At 59.9% G+C, this 17,572-nt stretch carries 14 protein-coding genes and 3 pseudogenes; 10 read left to right on the top strand and 7 right to left on the bottom strand.

All coding sequences use genetic code 11. The annotated features are described in order from the left end of the window. Nucleotides 1-240: 240 nt before the first annotated feature. Nucleotides 241-995 (bottom strand): IS5 family transposase gene (locus R5N89_RS14415; protein ID WP_085948970.1). Its coding sequence is split into 2 segments (ribosomal slippage): nt 241-656 and nt 656-995, totalling 756 coding nucleotides; the frame shifts between segments, so codons are not numbered across the junction. 339 nt (nt 996-1,334) lie between these two features. Here R5N89_RS14415 and R5N89_RS14405 point away from each other — a divergent pair. After that, a pseudogene (locus tag R5N89_RS14405) lies at nt 1,335-2,445 on the top strand (IS3 family transposase). Nucleotides 2,446-2,470: 25 nt separating this feature from the next. Here R5N89_RS14405 and R5N89_RS14400 read toward each other — a convergent pair. Both R5N89_RS14400 and R5N89_RS14395 read right to left on the bottom strand, forming a co-directional pair. Then, nucleotides 2,471-3,355: an iron-containing redox enzyme family protein gene (locus tag R5N89_RS14400; protein WP_007396755.1), complete on the bottom strand. Its 885-nt coding sequence runs from the start codon at nt 3,353-3,355 to the stop codon at nt 2,471-2,473. A gap of 19 nt (nt 3,356-3,374) precedes the next feature. After that, a complete protein-coding gene (locus R5N89_RS14395; protein ID WP_010509896.1) occupies nt 3,375-4,283 on the bottom strand; it encodes a class I SAM-dependent methyltransferase in 909 nt (302 codons plus the stop codon). Nucleotides 4,284-4,323: 40 nt separating this feature from the next. Here R5N89_RS14395 and R5N89_RS14390 point away from each other — a divergent pair, with 40 nt between their 5' ends. Beyond that, the gene (locus tag R5N89_RS14390) at nt 4,324-5,409 is read left to right on the top strand and encodes a hypothetical protein (protein WP_039998446.1); all 1,086 of its coding nucleotides are present in this window, start codon (nt 4,324-4,326) and stop codon (nt 5,407-5,409) included. A 96-nt stretch (nt 5,410-5,505) separates the two neighbouring features. Here the strand turns inward: R5N89_RS14390 and R5N89_RS14385 are convergent, their stop codons facing one another. Both R5N89_RS14385 and R5N89_RS14380 read right to left on the bottom strand, forming a co-directional pair. Continuing rightward, nucleotides 5,506-6,315, bottom strand: a complete 810-nt coding sequence (locus R5N89_RS14385) for an ABC transporter permease (protein WP_010509899.1) — start codon at nt 6,313-6,315, stop codon at nt 5,506-5,508. Further along, nucleotides 6,312-6,941, bottom strand: a complete 630-nt coding sequence (locus tag R5N89_RS14380; RefSeq protein ID WP_025440182.1) for an ATP-binding cassette domain-containing protein — start codon at nt 6,939-6,941, stop codon at nt 6,312-6,314. Before R5N89_RS14380 ends, R5N89_RS14385 begins: the two co-directional genes overlap by 4 nt. Before the next feature lie 341 nt (nt 6,942-7,282). On the opposite strand from R5N89_RS14380, the pseudogene R5N89_RS14375 reads away from it, so the two are divergent. Beyond that, nucleotides 7,283-7,760 (top strand): annotated as a pseudogene (locus R5N89_RS14375) (multicopper oxidase domain-containing protein); the annotation flags it as partial. 25 nt (nt 7,761-7,785) lie between these two features. Here the strand turns inward: R5N89_RS14375 and R5N89_RS14370 are convergent. Then, complete coding sequence (locus R5N89_RS14370; RefSeq protein WP_023524214.1) at nt 7,786-8,187, bottom strand: RcnB family protein; 402 nt, start codon at nt 8,185-8,187, stop codon at nt 7,786-7,788. A 126-nt stretch (nt 8,188-8,313) separates the two neighbouring features. On the opposite strand from R5N89_RS14370, the gene R5N89_RS14365 reads away from it, so the two are divergent. The 6 genes and pseudogenes from R5N89_RS14365 (at nt 8,314) to R5N89_RS14340 (ending at nt 14,875) form a co-directional block, all read left to right on the top strand. Continuing rightward, the gene (locus R5N89_RS14365; RefSeq protein WP_048852226.1) at nt 8,314-8,667 is read left to right on the top strand and encodes a helix-turn-helix transcriptional regulator; all 354 of its coding nucleotides are present in this window, start codon (nt 8,314-8,316) and stop codon (nt 8,665-8,667) included. Further along, nucleotides 8,664-9,086 (top strand): arsenate reductase (glutaredoxin), encoded by a 423-nt coding sequence (gene arsC, locus R5N89_RS14360; RefSeq protein ID WP_007396746.1) that lies wholly within the window; start codon nt 8,664-8,666, stop codon nt 9,084-9,086. Before R5N89_RS14365 ends, arsC begins: the two co-directional genes overlap by 4 nt. Then, nucleotides 9,086-10,381, top strand: coding sequence for an arsenic transporter (locus tag R5N89_RS14355; RefSeq protein ID WP_007396745.1), 1,296 nt, complete (start codon nt 9,086-9,088; stop codon nt 10,379-10,381). Before arsC ends, R5N89_RS14355 begins: the two co-directional genes overlap by 1 nt. Before the next feature lie 20 nt (nt 10,382-10,401). Next, nucleotides 10,402-11,100 carry an arsenical resistance protein ArsH gene (arsH, locus tag R5N89_RS14350; protein WP_007396744.1) on the top strand — a complete coding sequence of 233 codons (699 nt, stop codon included), beginning with the start codon at nt 10,402-10,404 and terminating at the stop codon, nt 11,098-11,100. Nucleotides 11,101-11,728: 628 nt separating this feature from the next. Further along, nucleotides 11,729-13,330, top strand: a pseudogene (locus tag R5N89_RS14345) (B12-binding domain-containing radical SAM protein). 249 nt (nt 13,331-13,579) lie between these two features. Continuing rightward, a complete protein-coding gene (locus R5N89_RS14340; RefSeq protein WP_110569785.1) occupies nt 13,580-14,875 on the top strand; it encodes a carbohydrate porin in 1,296 nt (431 codons plus the stop codon). 73 nt (nt 14,876-14,948) lie between these two features. Here the strand turns inward: R5N89_RS14340 and R5N89_RS14335 are convergent, their stop codons facing one another. Beyond that, nucleotides 14,949-16,490, bottom strand: a complete 1,542-nt coding sequence (locus R5N89_RS14335) for a carbohydrate porin (RefSeq protein WP_039998442.1) — start codon at nt 16,488-16,490, stop codon at nt 14,949-14,951. 569 nt (nt 16,491-17,059) lie between these two features. Between R5N89_RS14335 and R5N89_RS14330 the strand changes: the two genes are divergently transcribed. After that, complete coding sequence (locus tag R5N89_RS14330; RefSeq protein ID WP_014106858.1) at nt 17,060-17,554, top strand: hypothetical protein; 495 nt, start codon at nt 17,060-17,062, stop codon at nt 17,552-17,554. The last annotated feature ends 18 nt before the right edge of the window (nt 17,555-17,572 follow it).

Raw genomic sequence — 17,572 nt, 5'->3', positions numbered from 1 at the left:
GCACGACGTGGAGCGACATCTCCTCGGTACGCCAGTCGCGCACGGTCTCAACGACACGGCCGTCCGCCCATCTCTCGTGTCCCATGAAGCCGTGATCGCCGTGCCCCGCGCTGTAGGATGTCAGCCACGGTGCTCGGGCAAGCCATACACGCGGCTACTCGATGTCTTCCGACCTCGTCCATACAGTCGGCAAGCGCTTCGCCAAGGCGCACCTTAAAAGTGCCCAGCTACGGTGTGTCGTCAGTTAAGCAGGATCATGATTGAGGCGAACTGCACGGCTGCAAGGAATGTTGACTTCAGTTTATCGTAGCGGGTTGCGATAGCGCGAAACTGCTTGAGTTTATTGAAAAACCTCTCAACAAGGTTTCGTTCGCTGTAAAGGGAAAAATCGGTTTTCCGTCGTGTTGTTCTGTTGCGTTTTGGCGGGATGACCAGGGTAATCCCGCGCTGTATCAGCCGATCGATCAACCTGTCCGCGTCATACGCCTTGTCAGCAAGGAAAGCATCCGGGTCGATGTTTTCCAGAAGCGGTTCCGCCTGGGTGATATCTGCGTCCTGTCCCGGTGTGATGCCGAGTTCCACCGGATTGCCCAGAGCGTCGCAGATGGCATGGATCTTTGTAGTCAACCCGCCTCGTGATCGTCCGATGGCCTGATCCGTGCCCCTTTTTTGAGAGCTCCGGCACTATGCTGATGCGCCCGGACAATTGTGCTGTCGATCATCATGTATTCATTGTCGTGATCAGCGGCCAGATAACGAAATATCCGTTCGATGACACCGCTTTCACACCAGCGGCGCAGACGCCGGTGCACGTTTTTCCAGTCCCCGAAACGGGCAGGAAGGTCGCGCCATGGAATGCCCGCGCGATAGCGATACAGTACCGCCTCCACGAACAGACGGTTGTTCGCCGCAGTGCCGCCGACATAACCCTCACGACCGGGGAGAAGATCCTTTATCCGCTCCCACTGGTCATCGCGTAAACCATAGCGCCGCATCCCTCTGTCTCCCCCAAAACTGGGAAAACAGTCAGCACACGCAGCCATAAAGTACAACCCACACGTGCCACATTCAGGGCTTAACTGACGACACGCCGTAAGATAGATGCTTCGAAGGTCAGGGTTATGCCGCATGGCAACCAGAGTAGGCATGTACAGAGCGTTTCTGACATGAATCCGACCAACCCGAATAAAGCTTTTACCCTGCCACTTTCCACACTGCCTGGTCTGCGAGCCCAACAACCTGTCCATTTCCCAGTGTTCCCAGTTCGGGAATATCGACCCTGCCCCCTGAAATGCCCTCGATTTGAAGTAAGGTCTGTCCATAAGAGACAGACGATGAAGAAAGCACGTTTCACACAGGAGCGGATCATCGGGATCCTGAAGGAGCATCAGGTGGGCGCGACGGCTGCGGATCTGTGCCGCAGGCACGGGATCAGCGACGCGACCTTCTACACCTGGCGGTCGAAATACGGCGGCATGGAAGTGTCGGAAGCGCGTCGGCTGACGGCTCTTGAAGAAGAGAACGCGAAGCTGAAGCGGCTCCTGGCGGAGAGCGTAATGGACGTCTCGACGCTGAAGGCCTGCTGGCAAAAAACTCGTGACGCCCGGTTTGCGGCGGGACGCCGTGGCCTGCGCGATCCGGGAGAAAGACTATTCGCAGCGACGGGCCTGCCGGCTTATTGGCATGGATCCGAAGACCTGGCGCTATGCGTCACGCCGCTCGGATGATGCCACAGTGCGGGGGGGGCTGCGTGAACAGGCTGCAGAGCGACGACGATTTGGCTATCGGCGCCTGCAGATCCTGCTCGACAGGGAGGGGCTGGTGATGAACCACAAGAAGCTGTTCCGGCTGTATCGCGAGGAAGGGCTGTCAGTCCGTAAGCATGGCGGCCGTAAACGGGCGATGGGCACGCGCTCGCCGATGATGCTGCCCGACGGGCCAAACCAGCGATGGAGCCTGGACTTCGTCTCGGACGCGCTGAACAACGGACGACGCTTCCGTGTGCTGACAGTGGTGGACGACTACACGCGAGAGTGCCTGGCGCTGGTAGCGGATACGTCGCTGTCAGGCGAACGGCTCGGCCGCGAACTCGACCGGATCGGGGAACAGCGCGGCTTTCCCATGATGATCGTCCGTGACAACCGCACCGAGATGACCTCGAACGCGATCGAGGCCTGACAGGAAAAACGGTCGGTGCTGTGGCACTACATCGCACCAGGCAATCCGCAGCAGAACGGGTTCATCGAGAGCTTCAACCGCCGGTTCCGTGACGAATGCCTCAACGAGCACCTGTTCCGCAACCTCGCCCACGCCCGTTCGGTCATCAAGGGCTTGCGGCCTGACCACAATGCCGTCAGGCCCCACACCAGCCTCGGGGGCATGACCCCAGAGGTTTTCGCTCAACACACCGACAAGGCATACAGCAACCCACAGACCCTAACTTAAAACTGAGGGCACGCTCGGGGTAGGGTCACTTCAGGCCCAGATGATCCCGATAGCGGCGAAAGCAGGCCGCGCCACATTCCAGCCGCATCAGGGCGCCTTCGGCGATGGCCGGGGCACGACGCGAATCTTCCGCGATGAGCGGGCTGATAACCTCTGCATTCCATGTTGCGGAATGGCGCACATCCAGCACGGCATGCAGGTCGAAATAATGCCGGTCATCGGGCTGCACGCCCAATCGTTTCAGCCCTGCCGCGACCATGGCCGCCCTACCCGGCGCGGTCAGTTCGATCACGCCCAACGCGCCGACCGCGTGAAACGCCAGATGCCGGCGGCAGGCCAGACCGGACATGGTGTTGGCTAGGGCCAGCGACTGCCACACCGTCGTCTCCGATTGGGACCGCAGCCCGAGGGCATGGACCAAATGCGCCAGCATCGGACCGTGCATGCCGGCTTCCCGGCCATGACCCATTTCGTCCCAGTAATTGCGCGCCAATTCCAACTTGGGGCGCGTTGGCATACGGACCTGGACCAGTGCCGTCAGGTCCTCGAAACCCGCTTCCCCTGCGGCTTCCTGTTCAAGGAACCAGCCCATGGCCTCACGGGATGCATCATGCGCCAGCCAGGGGAAAAGGCTGTCGTGCTGGCCGGGACCGGTCTGTTCCAGTTCCTCGAACCATGCGAGGAAAGCCGCGGGCTCCCGGGGAGCCTGGGCGGCGATCGGTGCGACCTGTTCGCGCAGGGAGCGCAGAAAACCCGCTTCCTCCGCCAGCAGACGGGGCAGATCCAGTCCCGCCGCACCGTCCTCCTCGGGCAGGCACGGCGTCAGCCTTAGACGATTGAGCCCGGCCAGTGCCAGATGGAGTTCCCGCTGCGCCCGGTCGCTACTCTTGCCCGTCAGGATATTGTTCATTGACACCATTCCTCTCCTGCTATCGCCGTGTCACGGTCAGGCAGATCACCGCGATCCGCTCCGCCGTGGATAGCGGACCATTCTCCAGCTCCTCACCAAAGACATCCGGATCGAGCTCAGTGGCCGCCCACGTAAACTCCCGGCCATCCAGCAGGGCCACCACATCGCGCAGGAAGGGATTGTCCCCATTGATGATTGCGGTCCCGGTATAGAGCAGCAACGTCCCGCCGGGCGTCAGCCGCTCCATGGCCGTTCTGACAATCGCCAGTGACAGGCCCGCCCCCAGCCTGCCGCCGCCATCTCGGTACAGTCTGCAACCGGGATCGGGCAGATAGGGTGGGTTGGAGATGATCAGGTCGAATGCACCCGAAAGCCCCGACAGGAGATCGCCCTGCCACGCCATGATGCCGCCGACGCCGGCAAGACCAACGTTGATCCGCGCCAGCCGCAATGCGTCGGGGTTGATATCGACCATCACCACTTCGGTTGACGGGCAGACCTGTGCAATCATGATCGCGCCAAGTCCCGTGCCGCAGCCAATGTCCACTGCCCGCACGGGCGGCGGGGCGGAGCGCAGGTGGGCCGCCAGCACCGCGCCGAACCGGTAGCTGTCGGGGCCGAAGAACACCGCATCCGCCGCCACGGTGGGAAAGGCGGAATGGAAGAACCCGTTGCCCCCCAGCGTGGAGAACCGGAACCGGCTGCGCCAGGCCCCGTTATCAGCGACAAGCATCCCTGCTTCCGTCGCCTGCGCAAAGAGGGACACGGGCAGCGCATCACGCCGGAAGGGCCGGCTCCAGCCAAAGATATCGACGGGGTTCGCCGCCCACCCATTACCTGGTCGCGCGTTGACGCGGCGCTGGGTCTCTGGCGTGGGGCAGACAAACCTGTAGCCTGATCGCAACAGCGTGATCCCCACCTGTTGCATTGCGTGATCCCGAACTGCCGCGGGGAAGATAGGATTGTCCATGATGAAGCCCCAACGCAGCACGAATTACGCCTGTTCCCACCATGCTGGCAACGCCTGCAGCTTTGGTGCGATGGAACAGCTTCCGAAGCCGGTATTGTGTATACCCCTTGTCCTGCAGTGGCTATGGCTGGGGCTACGCTATCGCAGCCTGACGCTGCCATCGGTGGTCAATCCGGCGATCGAGACCGGGGGACTGGCAGGCGAATCAAAAGCAGCCTGCCTGGCCCGGATCGGTCAGGCGCATGCGCCATGGGTCGCCCGTACCGTCCTCGTCTCCCCCGCTGACATCCCGGCGGCAGCGTCCATGGCGCGGACACTGGGCTACCCGCTGGTTGCCAAGCCCGATATCGGCTGGTGCGGCCATGGCGTGCGACGGATCGATGTCGTAGATGGGCTGACGGCCTACATCGCGGCCTTCCCCCCCGACGCCAGCTTCCTCTTGCAGGAATTCGTGCCCGGCCCCTTTGAGGCCGGACTGTTCTACAGCCGTGGCCCGACCGAAGCCCATGGCCGCCTTATCGGTCTCGCCATCCGGCATTCCCCACAGGTCACGGGCGACGGCGTGCGTTCCATCGCGGCCCTGATGGCCGCCGACCCACGGCTGTGCTCGCGGATCGGGCATTACCGGCGCGCCCTTTCCACCAGAGGGATTGACCATGTTCCGATGCGTGGCGAACGCGTCATCCTTGGCACGGTCGCGTCCCTGCGGGTGGGCGGCCGCTATGAGGATGCCATGCGGCTCAATACCCCTGCCCTTGAAGACCGTGTCGATGCCATAGCCCGCTCCATGCACGGCTTCCATTTCGGTCGCCTGGACGTACGTTTTGGCAGCGAGGCGGCCCTGCAACGCGGAGAGTTCCGGATTATCGAAATCAACGGCGCCGGATCCGAAGCCATCCAGTTCTGGGACCCGACGATGCGCCTGCGGGATGCCTATCGTGGCGTGTTCGCCAAGCAGGCGGCCCTGTTCGCGCTGGCGGCCCGGATGCGGGCCGATGGCGCGGTCCCGATCAGCGCAATGGCGCTGGCCACGGCATGGTGGCGGCAACTCAGGCTGATGCGGCGCTATCCTTCGTCCAATTAGTTCATATGTGCAGCCCGGATCATGATCTGGAAACAGGCTCCGCATCTGTATGACCCTGATCGGCGCTGTCATGCCATGATACGTGGTTCCACCGCCTCACCCCTTCTGCAATCGGGGAAGCAGGCGTTCCAGCCGCAGCCTCCCCCGGCTGTCCGTCAGCCGCCAGGCTGCCAGGTAGGCCGCGGCTGTCGCGCCGATCAGGTTGCCACTGACGATAAGTGACATCAGCAGGACCTGGTACCTTGAGGCTGCCAAGGGGTTCATCCCCGCCAGGATCTGCCCTGTCATGATTCCGGGCATGGTAATGATCCCGGCGGCCGCCATCTGGTTCAGCGTCGGCAGCAGGGCCGTCCGGATGGCCTGGCGAATCAGGCCGTTCATTGCCTGCGCGCGGGTCGCGCCGAGAATGATCCGCGCCTCGATGGCCTGCCGTTCGCGCGTGATGGCGGACAGGAGTGTATTCATCGACAGGCTTGTTGCATTCATGACATTGCCCAGCAGCAGGCCCGTCAGGGGAATGGCCGTGCGGGCCACATACCACGGGTGGGGCTGGAGGCCGGTCAACAGCCCGATCAGCACCACGATGACCGTCCCTGTTACCGTGGAGGCACCCGCGATCCCGAAATGCCACCACAGACCAAGGCGGACCTGCTGGCGTGACCCGGCTTCCCGGGCGGCGGCGGTGAACATGAAGGCCAGCAGCCCGATGGTCAGCCACACGGAGGCATGACCAAACACGAACAAAAGCACACTGCCGACAAGCGCAAGCTGTACCGCCATGCGCACGGCGGAAACCAGCAGCACCCGCTGCAACCCCAGCGACAGCAGGAACGACAGCGCGCTGCCGATGGCGATCAGGGCAGCGGCCACCAGCATGTCCCCGGTCGTCAGCACTATGGGTGTCATGGCGCGATTTCTTCCATGTGTCCCCGTGCCATCCGGAACCGCGTCCCGGCCATGCGCCCCGCCTGCCCCATGTCGTGCGAGACCAGGACAATGGCCGTCCCCTGCGCCCTTGCCTCCTGAAGAACGGCTTCAACCCTGTCCGTCGTGGCGGCATCCAGCGCCGAACAGGGTTCATCAAGCAGCAGGACACGGGGATGCAGCAGCAGGGCGCGGATCAGGGACAGCCGCTGGCGTTCCCCCGTGGACAGGCGTGACAGCGGCGAGCGCAGGCAGTCTTCCCGCAGGCCAAGGCGCGCGACCAGCGCGCGCACCGCGTCCGTATCCACCATGTGGTCCAGCACGATATCGGACCACCACGCGGGTTCCGCCGGGACATATTGCACCAGGCGGCGCCACTGCGCCGCAGGCATGCCCGAGCAGGCCTGTCCATCGATGCGTGCATCGCCTTCATGCGGGTCAAGATCCGCGATCATGCGCAGCAGTACCGACTTCCCGCTGCCTGATGACCCGGTGATCGCCACGCACGCCCCCGCCGGGACAGTGAATGCAAACGGGCCACCATGGACGCTGCGCAAGGCCAGTACCTCCAGCGCCACAGGCCTGGCCTGATCTGTCGCTACAGTCATCCATCCTCCTGAACAGCCATCCCTGCCCGTTCGCGCGAAGACATCAGCCACGTTGCGTCCAGTCCCGGGCCTTTTCTCATATCTGAATTTCTCGATATGAGGAAATATTATATCCTCGCCGGACATGGCGACCGGCATCGCGCCGGTGTGCATGGCCCGGGCTACGGTCCATTTATGGACAGGTCCCGGCGACAGGACGGCCTGCCCCCGCGCCAGCCCGATGAAACCGGCCAACGCTGTAGGCGTTGGGAACCCTGCCTGTTTGCCCATAATCGGATATTACCATGATGCTGGATCGCCGTTCCTTTCTGGCATTGTCCGGACGAACGACGCCGGCGGCCATGATCCCGCGCCGGGGCCGTGGCGCTGGCCCCGTCATGGGTGGAAAAGCGGACCATACGCTGCGGATCGCCACGGGACAGGTCGAACTTGCCCCCGGGCGCATCATTTCAACCATGCTTTATAATGGCCAGTTTCCCGGCCCCCTGCTGCGGCTTGAGGAAGGCAGGCTCAGCGTGATCGACATCTTCAATGATACCGATACGCCGGAACTGGTGCATTGGCATGGCCGGGGGCGATCTCAACCGTGGTACCTATACCGGGCAGGTCGGGCTGGTCTATATCGAGCCGAAGGATAATCCTGGCGCCCATGACCGCGAGATATTCCTTGTGCTGAAGGAATTCGCGCCATTCTTCAGCCGTGGCGGCGACATGGCGGTGGGTGCGCTTGCGGGCGACCCGGTAGCCGAACTCCAGCGGCTGGGAAAGGGCGCCGACGCGGTCGCCACGCAAGGGACGAAGGGGTTCGAGGTCGGCTACAGGTCATTCACGATCAACGGCCCATTCAATAAGGTGGCGTATAAGCTGGTGCTGCCGGATAGGGCGCCGTCGGGTAAGCAGGCACGACCGGTACAGGCATCGCCACGCCTGTAGTGGCAGCAACCACGCCCGCGATCAGTCCGGTTACCGCCGCCACAAGCAGGTACTGCGCTCCGGACTGCATCCAGTAATAGCCTGATGGCGGTGCCCACAGGCCATGGTAGCGCCGCCAGTCACGGCCCCGCCACTGCCGCGACCGCCAGTTGACATAATACTCCCCCCTTCGCCAGTCCCTCATATGGCCATGGCCACGCTCCCCGCCACGACGGTCATGACCGCCATGCCCCCATGGCGGATCCGCACGGGCCGTCGCACTGGTCAGGATCAGGCAGGCTGACAGGATGGCGGCCGGAAATCGATCTATCATGGTGCCTCCATCGGCAAGCAGGGTAAGGAACACAGGCTCTCATGGCTTATGCATGAACGTACGCCCCCCCCCCCCCGCGCCAGGACAGGGATTGACATTATTTTATATATCCACAATCAAAGATATATGGATATGGAATCGGCCCTTGCCGCGCTCAGCGCCCTGTCCCAGTCCACGCGGCTGGCTATCTTCCGCCTGCTTGTGCGCCATGAACCGGACGGCCTGCCCGCCGGACATGTCGCTCGCCATCTTGATATGCCGCAGAACACGATCTCGACCCACCTCGCGATCCTGACACGTGCCGGCCTGCTGAGCGCGCAACGCCACAGTCGGCAGATCGTCTATCGCGCCTGTCTTTCTCGCCTGCAGGACCTGATGCTCTTCCTCGTCAGGGACTGCTGTGCGGGCAGTCCCGAACTCTGTGCGCCCCTGATCGCGACCCTGTCCTCCTGCTGTCCGTCCCCCGAATCCTGCTCATGACCATCACGATCTATCACAACCCGGCCTGCGGCACGTCGCGCAATGTGCTGGCACTGATCCGCAACAGCGGCGAGGAGCCTCGCATTATCGAGTATCTGAAAACGCCTCCCAATCGTGCGGAACTGGTCGATCTGATTGCCCTTATGGGCGTTCCGGTGCGCTCGGTCCTGCGGGAAAAGGACACGCCCTTTCACGAACTTGGCCTCGATAATCCGGCCCTGAGCGATGACGCGCTGATCGATGCCATAATCGCACACCCAATCTTGATGAACCGACCGATCGTCGTCACCCCGCTCGGCGTTGCGCTCTGCCGTCCGTCCGAGACGGTTCTGGACATCCTGCCCAACCCACAGCAGGGCGCATTCGTCAAAGTGGACAACGAGAAAACCGTCGATGAATCCGGAAAGCGGATCGTCTGATGCTGGCGCTTCTGATTTTCGTTGTCACGCTGGTTTTTGTCATCTGGCAGCCTCGGGGGCTGGGCATCGGCTGGAGCGCAATGGCAGGTGCCGCCGTGGCTCTGGCGGCTGGTGTGATCCACTGGCACGACATTCCGGTCGTCTGGCACATCGTCTGGGACGCGACCTTCACCTTTATCGCGCTGATTGTTATCTCGCTGTTGCTGGACGAGGCCGGGTTCTTCCATTGGGCCGCCTTGCACGCGGTGCGTTGGGGCAAAGGGCGAGGCCGGACGCTATTCCCGCTGATCGTGGTGCTGGGAGCGGCCATTGCAGCGGTTTTCGCCAATGACGGCGCGGCCCTGCTGCTCACGCCCATTGTCATCGCCATCCTCACTCAACTCCGCCTGAGCCATACTGCAGCCCTGGCCTTCATCATAGCGACCGGCTTCGTCGCGGACACCACCAGCCTGCCGCTGGTCATCTCCAATCTGGTGAACATCGTCAGCGCCAATTTCTTTGGCATTGCGTTCGATCGCTATGCCACGATCATGGTCCCTGTCGATCTGGTAGCACTTGGTGCAACGCTGGCCGTCTTGTGGCTGTGGTACCGGCGGCAGGTGCCTGCGACCTATCCCGTCGCCGAACTGCCCGCACCTGCCACGGCCATTCGTGACCCTCATGTATTCCGAGCGGCATTTCCGCTGCTAGCCCTGGTTCTGGCGGCCTATTTCCTGACCGCGCCGTTTCATATCCCGGTCTGTGTCGTAGCCTGCCTGGCCGCTGCAATCCTGCTGCTCGTCGCCGGATATGGCCGGGTGATCTCTGTTCGCAAGGTGCTGCGGGGTGCCCCGTGGCAGATCGTGATCTTCTCCCTAGGCATGTATCTGGTGGTCTATGGGCTGCGCAATGCCGGGCTGACCGACTATCTTGCGACCGCACTGGTCTGGCTCGGTCATCAAGGGACGTTCACGGCCACCATCGGCACCGGCTTTCTAGCGGCTGTTCTGTCGTCCATCATGAACAATATGCCGAGTGTGCTGGTCGGGGCGCTGGCGATCCAGCAGGCTCACGACATCACGCCGCTGACACGCGACCTGATGATCTATGCCAACGTCATCGGCTGCGACCTCGGGCCGAAATTCACGCCCATTGGTAGTCTCGCAACACTGCTGTGGCTGCATGTGCTGGCATCCAAGAATCATCGGGTCACGTGGGGGCAATACATGAAGGTCGGGCTGGCCATCACCCCGCCGGTCCTGCTGGCCACGCTCATCGCGCTGGCCCTGTGGCTGCCCCGGGTCAGCCACCCGTAACGCATGAAGGGAACCGCTCCATGACCGCACCTGACTTGCCCGCCCTGCATCCGGAATATCTCGAACGGGTTGACCTCGCGCGGCTTGAGCCACACCCACGGGTTGACCATCCGCCCCGCATCCTGCTGCTCTATGGCTCGCTGCGACCACGCTCGTTCAGCCGCCTGCTGGTGCTGGAGGCGGAGCGCATCCTGAAAGCCCTCGGCGCGGAAACGCGGATATTCGACCCGACCGGCCTGCCGGTGGCGGATTCCGTACCTGCCACCCATCCAAAGGTGCAGGAACTGCGCGCACTCTCGCTCTGGTCGGAAGGCCAGGTCTGGTGCAGCCCCGAACGGCACGGTAACATAACCGCTGTGTTCAAAAACCAGATCGACTGGTTGCCACTGTCCGAAGGCTCGATCCGTCCGACGCAGGGCCGCACGCTGGCGGTGATGCAGGTCTCAGGCGGATCGCAAAGCTTCAATTCCGTCAATGCCCTGCGGGTTCTGGGCCGATGGATGCGGATGTTCACCATCCCCAACCAGTCCAGCGTGCCGATGGCCTATACGCAATTCGGTGATGATGACCGGATGAAGCCCTCCCCGCTCTATGACCGCATGGTGGATGTCATGGAGGAACTGATGAAGTTCACATGGCTGCTGCGGGACCGGGCCGATTACCTCGTTGATCGCTATAGCGAGCGCAGGCAGGACCATCGCCCGCCTGAAGCGCGGTGAGGCCGGGACGGGACGGAACCGTTCAACGTGGTGATTGCGGATGGCGGCCATGCTGCGGGGCCGTAAGCCTGCTACGCTCCAGCCAACGCCAAAGCGGAAACACTTCAGGCTTACCATATCCGTGATCCTGTGATCTGGATTAATAAACCCCAATCTTCGTGCGACCATCTTGTCGCTTTATCAAAGCTCTTGTAAAAACAAAAAGAAATACTTTGTCATGAACATAGCGTTATGGAATCTTTCCAATTGAAAACCTCCATAAACAGTAAAATCCGTCACGATCCACAAGAAACTACCACGGTTCTTGTGGTCAACACCCTCCTGACGTGAAGACAAACACCGTGTCCTGATTTCGCATATAGCGATCTTCCTATACCGCCTTGATGTGCCTGGGCATCATAGCCTGCTCATGCCGTTGGCCACGGTCGTTCGAGATTACCAGGATAAAAGCAATAGTGGCGGTCACCGATATTGTACCGGCCCACCTGACCGACACCACTACGAAAGGGGTTCACCCCATGTCACCCTTACAGTCGAGTTGCGCCCTGCCTGAGGCTGCCACGTCTCGAAATGGACGGGAAGGCATCTGTCTTGATCATGACCAGTCCTTGCAGCAATGGATCCTTGCATGATGACCGAAACCTGCAAGGTCCTGATGATCTTCCCGCTTTTCAACGCCAATTCATTCTGGAACTACAAGGAAGCCTGCGATCTTGCGGGCGCACGCTATCCGGCGGCCCCCCTTGGCCTGGTCACGGTCGCAGCCCTCCTGCCCCGGGACTGGGAAGTCCGGCTGGTCAACCGCAATACCGAAGACCTTGTGGATGCCGATTACGACTGGGCCGACATGGTCATGACCGGCGGCATGCTGCCGCAGCGCAATGATGCGCTGCACATCATCGAGACCTGCCGCGCGCGCGGCAAGCCGGTGGTGGTGGGTGGCCCCGACGTGACCTCCAGCCCATCGCTTTACAGCGCCGCCAATTTTCAGGTTCTGGGCGAGGCCGAAGAGATCATGGATGATTTCATCGCCGTCTGGCACAGCGGCGTGCGGCAGGGCATGTTTGAGGCTCCCATGGGCAAGACGGATGTGACCAAAAGCCCATTGCCGCGCTTTGACCTGCTCAAGCTGGATCAGTACCTGCACGTGGGCATCCAGTTCTCGCGCGGTTGTCCGTTCAGTTGCGAGTTCTGCGACATCATTGAACTCTATGGCCGAGTGCCGCGCACCAAGACCAATGCGCAGGTCATGGCCGAACTCGATGCCCTGTACGCGCTTGGCTATCGCGGACATGTGGATTTTGTCGATGACAACCTGATTGGCAACAAGAAGGCGCTCAAGAAATTCCTGCCCGACCTGAAACGCTGGCAGAACGAGAAGAACTTTCCATTCGAGTTCTCGACCGAGGCATCGATCAACCTTGCCGATGATGCCGACCTGCTGCGCAGCCTGGCCGATACCAATTTCTTCGCCATATTCGTCGGCATCGAAAGCCCGGATACAGACTCCCTCGTGCTGATGCAGTAAAAGCAGAACACGCGGCGCAGCCTGCAGCAGAGCATCGAGACGATCCACAAGGCCGGGATTTTCGTCAATGCGGGCTTCATCGTGGGTTTCGACAGCGAAAAGGGCAGTGTCGCCCAGGGCATGATCGACTGTATCGAGGATACGTCCATCCCAGTCTGCATGGTCGGCCTGCTTTACGCCCTGCCCACGACGCAGCTGACGCGGCGCCTGCTGGCGGAAGGCCGCCTTTTTTCCGGCAGTGAACAGACGCAGTCGGGCGACCAATGCACGGCGGGGCTGAATTTCGAGACAAAACGCCCGCGTCGCGACGTGCTGAACGATTACAGGACGGTGCTTGCGGCCATCTATGACCCAGTCGCCTATTTCGGCCGCGTGCGCAGGCTGGGCCGGATGCTCGGGCGCAAGCGCGCGCACCGGATGATAAAGGGTGATTTGCGCAGCTTTGTCCGGCTCATGTTCCGCATCCACCGTGCGGGGCCGGGAACGGCCGGGCAGTTCTGGCGCATGATGCTGGACTGCGCCCTGCATAACCCGCGCGCGCTGCCCTATGTGGTGATGACAAGCGCGCTTTACCTGCATCTCGGCCCGTTTTCGCGCCAGGTCATTGCCGAGATCGACCGCGAGATCGCGGATGTGGACCAGGGCCGCTGGCACGTGCCGCCCGTTGTACGTCATGTCAAGGCAGAACTCGTGCCAGTCTAAACCGTGTTAAGGGAAGATGAAGGAGTATGCATGATGTACAATAAAAGCGCTAATATGCATTGCCTGTTAAAGCGCATTTCGTATAAATTCCGACATAACGAAGCTATTCCACTTATCAAAATATATATTGAATTAATGAAAAGAATTGTTCAATAAATAATTTGTTTTAAATTTTATTATACGATATTTTCTCGAAAAATGAGGCGCATCTGGCATAATCATCATATATGGTTATTTACAATCATATTATTGAAAACCTTCTCTTTTGCATATGCCCAGCCTGTTCCCGTAAGCGTGCTGAGCGCGGGCGTTACGCCACAGCAGAATATTCCCGACCATATTGACCCGCGCACCCATCTGTCCGGCAACTGGGGCGGAATACGGAACCGGCTGCTGGCACAGGGAATTGATATCCGTATATCGGATACCAATGAATTCTGGTCCAACCCGGTGGGGGGCGCGCAGGCATCCAGCAACTACATCGGGTCCGCCGCGGTTGAAATGGTGACGGATCTGCACACCCTGACGGGCCTGCCACTGGGTACATTTGACATCAGCGCCATGGAAATCCGTGGGCGACCATTCAGTAATACGCCCCTGTATGTTTTCAACCAGACATCGAATATCGAAGCGGATGATAACGGGCGGCTATATGAACTGTGGTACAGCCAGAAATTCATGGGAGAACGCCTGGCCTTCCGGATTGGCAAGCTGGATCTCGGGCATGACTTCATGGTCAGCAGCGTCGGGCTGAACTTCCTCAACGCGTCCTTTTCCTGGCCCATCATGCCCGATAATGACCTGTATGACCAAGGCCCCGTCTCCCCCGTGGCCACGCCTGCGATACGGTTGCGCTATACCCTGTCCCCACACTGGAATTTCCTGTTCGCGGCAGCCGATGACAATCCTGTGGGCGGCCCCTTCATCAACGCGAAGGACCCGTGGAACCAAAACCGCGACCCCGGTGGCACGCGCTTCAGTTTCCGCACGGGCGCTCTTTTCTTCGGGGAGGTCCAGTACCGGCGGACCCTGTACGGAAGGCAGGGCACATATAAACTTGGCGGTTACTTTGATACCGGACGCTTTCCCGACCAGTCCGATCTCAGAAAAAACCATAAAACCAACTGGGCCGTCTACGCCATTGCGGATCAGACGCTGCAGCATTTCGGGCGAATAACGGAGCTTGACGCTTTCATTCGGGGGAACTGGACAGCGGACACCGACCGCAACCAGATCGTCTATGCCGCAGATGCTGGGTTTACCCTGAAGGGGCCGTTTGGACGTGCAGGCGACATGGCGGGGTTTGGTGCGGGCCTGGGGGCGGCTAGTCCCTATCTTGCCCAGGCGGACCGGCGTTCTGGCCTGCCCATGCAGGGCACCGAATATCATCTGGAGTTGACCTATCAGATCCCAATCACGCCATGGTTCATGCTTCAGCCTGATATTCAGGGCATCATATCGCCCAGTGGTGGTGTTCTCGATAATAAAGGGCAGCATGTGCATGACGAAGCCATCTTCGGTCTGCATAGCAGCGTAACATTCTGAACCATTCTGTACAAGGTTTTTTTGAAAAGATCCGACCAGACTGTGTTGCCCCGCCTTTTCATTCTAGGTTCAGCTAGAAATTCACATTGGTATGCAACCCGAATACGGCTTCATTACCAATCAGGCGCGTCGGACAGGATGGATCTCCCGTGCCGCCCGAGGGGTTCAGGACATATTGGAAATCGGGCTGCACGACCATCCATGGTGTGATCTGGGCCTGATAGGTCAGTTCAAAATGATTTTCGTTTCCCTGCACCAGCGCACCGCGCGCGCGATCATAGGCACGCACGCCTGATGTGACGCGACCGATACCCCAGCCCAGACCAAGTGTATCATTCGTCCTGCCTGAAAAGGGCGCCTTCAGGTTAAGGCCGGCATCAATGGCGAAGTTTATGATATTGCGATCACCACTATTACCCGTCGCCCGGACAAACAGGCCAAGTGCGCGTGATGCATCAGGCGACGGACGCCAGATCAACTGGTCGATTATCCCGTAAATCAGCCAGTTTCCCCGATCCCAGCGGGGTGTACCACCATCCGCGCCAAGAGACAGTCCCTGTGTGTTATATCGATAATCCGGAAATCGTGCCGTATCATAATAGCCTCCAAGTTTATAAACACCTGACAGGCCCGGATGACTGGCCGCGCGTCCACTGTCGCCAGATTGAGGATTGAAGGCATACTGAATTTCGGTAATCAGTAGCGCGCCGGTTCCCATATTGAACTGCGTGCCACTTCCATCCCTTATGGTCTGGCTGGTGGGGTCCGCCGGGTTTCCGGTCACGCCAAAGACACTGCTATCCTGATTACCCGACGGATTGTCATCCGCCGCCGCGAACATGAATGTGTATTTTTCACCGGGTCGGTAGCGCAACCGGATTGCGGGAGCTGCAAGCGGCCATGAAGGACCGCCAGCATAAAGATTGACCGAAGGACCCATTGGCCATCCGAAATTGGCGTTGAGGTACAGGGACGCGTAATCGCTGATCAGGAATTCCGTATCGAGATCCTGCTGGCCGATCTTGACGTCCAGCGCGCCCCTGAGAAAGGACTGCTGGTACCAAAGTTCAAACAGGCGGGTGGAGCGATCCGCCTCAAATCCGCTGATGGGGTTGAAATTGCCCAGATGGTCCTGAGTGACGGCACGTCCCCGGATCTGCAGGGCACTGATGTTGATTGTCGCGCCTTTAAGCCCGATCATCCTTTCCAGATCCGCCATCAGGGTCGGCATGGTAATGCCGATATAGGAAGGGCCCGTGCCCGATCCCCTGCCATCGCCATTGGTACTGCCGATCCCGCCCGTGGCGTTACCCCATAACTCGTTGACGTCCTGAATGCTCAGCGTCAGGCCGTAGCGGGCCAGCCATGGACGCAATCCCCCCATATTCCCCAGCAGGCTCCCACCGGCAGACGGCGTATCTTGGCTGTGGCTGGTCGTGATTGCGCCTGCTTGCCAGGAATCACGCACGGTCGCCGGGTCAATCTGGGCCAAGAAAGGTGTACTGGCGCCCAGATGGGCCTGCCCACCCGCAATGGCGGTCTGGGCCTGCCCCGCAACGGAGATGAAACCGCCGATGCCCCAGAAGAAAATTCCCTCACATACACGCCGGGACAATCGGGTAACGCAAACCGCCGGAATCCTGCGTGATGTCAGTTCGCACGGTCGCAAATGTTTCTCATATTATCGTAAAAAAGGTCGTAATCCAGACAGATATCATATACCCGGTCTTCTTTCCACAACATGATGTTTTTGTTAAAGACACAATGTGAATAAAAGAGAATTGTGATATTATATCGTTCTCGTAATTTAATTTATTATTTTTAAAAAATATGCCTGAAGGTCATAAAAAGGTGTCTATTCTGCTTTGGCGATGGACGAAAACACATAGCGGAAAATAAATTATCGCGGCTGCCGCTTCTATGGAAAACAATTCAGACTTTTCACTTTGGCTGCCTGCACAAAATGATCGCCGGCATGCGTGGTAATACTGAGTACCATGCTGCCTGCTACAAGGATTGGCCGCCCTACCATTGCTCATAACGGCTGATCTCTTGCTAGCAGCGTCTCCCCCGTGACCTTATTTTCCGTGTTCAGGTTCACGTCATGTCTGCGTGTTACAAGAACAGCGAGCATCGGCATGATGGCATGGCCAGGGTCAGGTGCCAGGAGGCCGGACAAATATTATGAGATCGATAGTGCATTACGGATTGGCAATCCTGATGATAGTCAGCATATCCGGCTGTGTGGCGCGCGCCGAAACAGAAACAGAAACAGAAACAGAAACAAACGGTATTTGCGAGACAGTGGAACAGGGTATCCGGCTGCATGTCGACGGCACGTATGGCGGATATCCCCATTCCGTCCTGCGTGATGCGGTGCTGGAGAGCGTAGCCTGTCCTTCGGGGGATGCAGAACTACGCGCTTTCCATACCATTGCGATACCGCCGCCCCATATGCGTATTGCCGTCATGCGCCCCATCGGGCAGGGCCAGCAGGGATCGCTGTCCATCATGCTGTTTTCACAAGGGCATTTCGTTATCGGCGAACGGATGTCCCTCTCTCCTTTCTCACGCACCCAGTCTCCTTTTTCGGTAAAGGCAGACATCAACCTTGCAACAGCACGCCTATGGGGCGATCTGGCGAACCGGATCGCACAGGGGAAGCGTGCCATTCCATAACGGGGAAACAAGCTCAGT

This window comes from Komagataeibacter sucrofermentans DSM 15973 (assembly GCF_040581405.1).
Lineage (GTDB): Bacteria > Pseudomonadota > Alphaproteobacteria > Acetobacterales > Acetobacteraceae > Komagataeibacter > Komagataeibacter sucrofermentans.
Note: the sequence above shows the minus strand (reverse complement) of the source record. Positions and strands in the feature narration are given on the sequence as shown.

Bases quoted from the DNA above. Each gene is read 5' to 3' on its own strand.
- arsC (WP_007396746.1), top strand. From the start codon at position 8,664: ATGACCATCACGATCTATCACAACCCGGCCTGCGGCACGTCGCGCAAT.
- arsH (WP_007396744.1), top strand. From the start codon at position 10,402: ATGACCGCACCTGACTTGCCCGCCCTGCATCCGGAATATCTCGAACGG.
- R5N89_RS14365 (WP_048852226.1), top strand. From the start codon at position 8,314: ATGGATATGGAATCGGCCCTTGCCGCGCTCAGCGCCCTGTCCCAGTCC.
- R5N89_RS14400 (WP_007396755.1), bottom strand. From the start codon at position 3,355: ATGAACAATATCCTGACGGGCAAGAGTAGCGACCGGGCGCAGCGGGAA.
- R5N89_RS14330 (WP_014106858.1), top strand. From the start codon at position 17,060: ATGAGATCGATAGTGCATTACGGATTGGCAATCCTGATGATAGTCAGC.
- R5N89_RS14385 (WP_010509899.1), bottom strand. From the start codon at position 6,315: ATGACACCCATAGTGCTGACGACCGGGGACATGCTGGTGGCCGCTGCC.
- R5N89_RS14395 (WP_010509896.1), bottom strand. From the start codon at position 4,283: ATGCAACAGGTGGGGATCACGCTGTTGCGATCAGGCTACAGGTTTGTC.
- R5N89_RS14370 (WP_023524214.1), bottom strand. From the start codon at position 8,187: ATGATAGATCGATTTCCGGCCGCCATCCTGTCAGCCTGCCTGATCCTG.
- R5N89_RS14355 (WP_007396745.1), top strand. From the start codon at position 9,086: ATGCTGGCGCTTCTGATTTTCGTTGTCACGCTGGTTTTTGTCATCTGG.
- R5N89_RS14380 (WP_025440182.1), bottom strand. From the start codon at position 6,941: ATGACTGTAGCGACAGATCAGGCCAGGCCTGTGGCGCTGGAGGTACTG.
- R5N89_RS14390 (WP_039998446.1), top strand. From the start codon at position 4,324: ATGATGAAGCCCCAACGCAGCACGAATTACGCCTGTTCCCACCATGCT.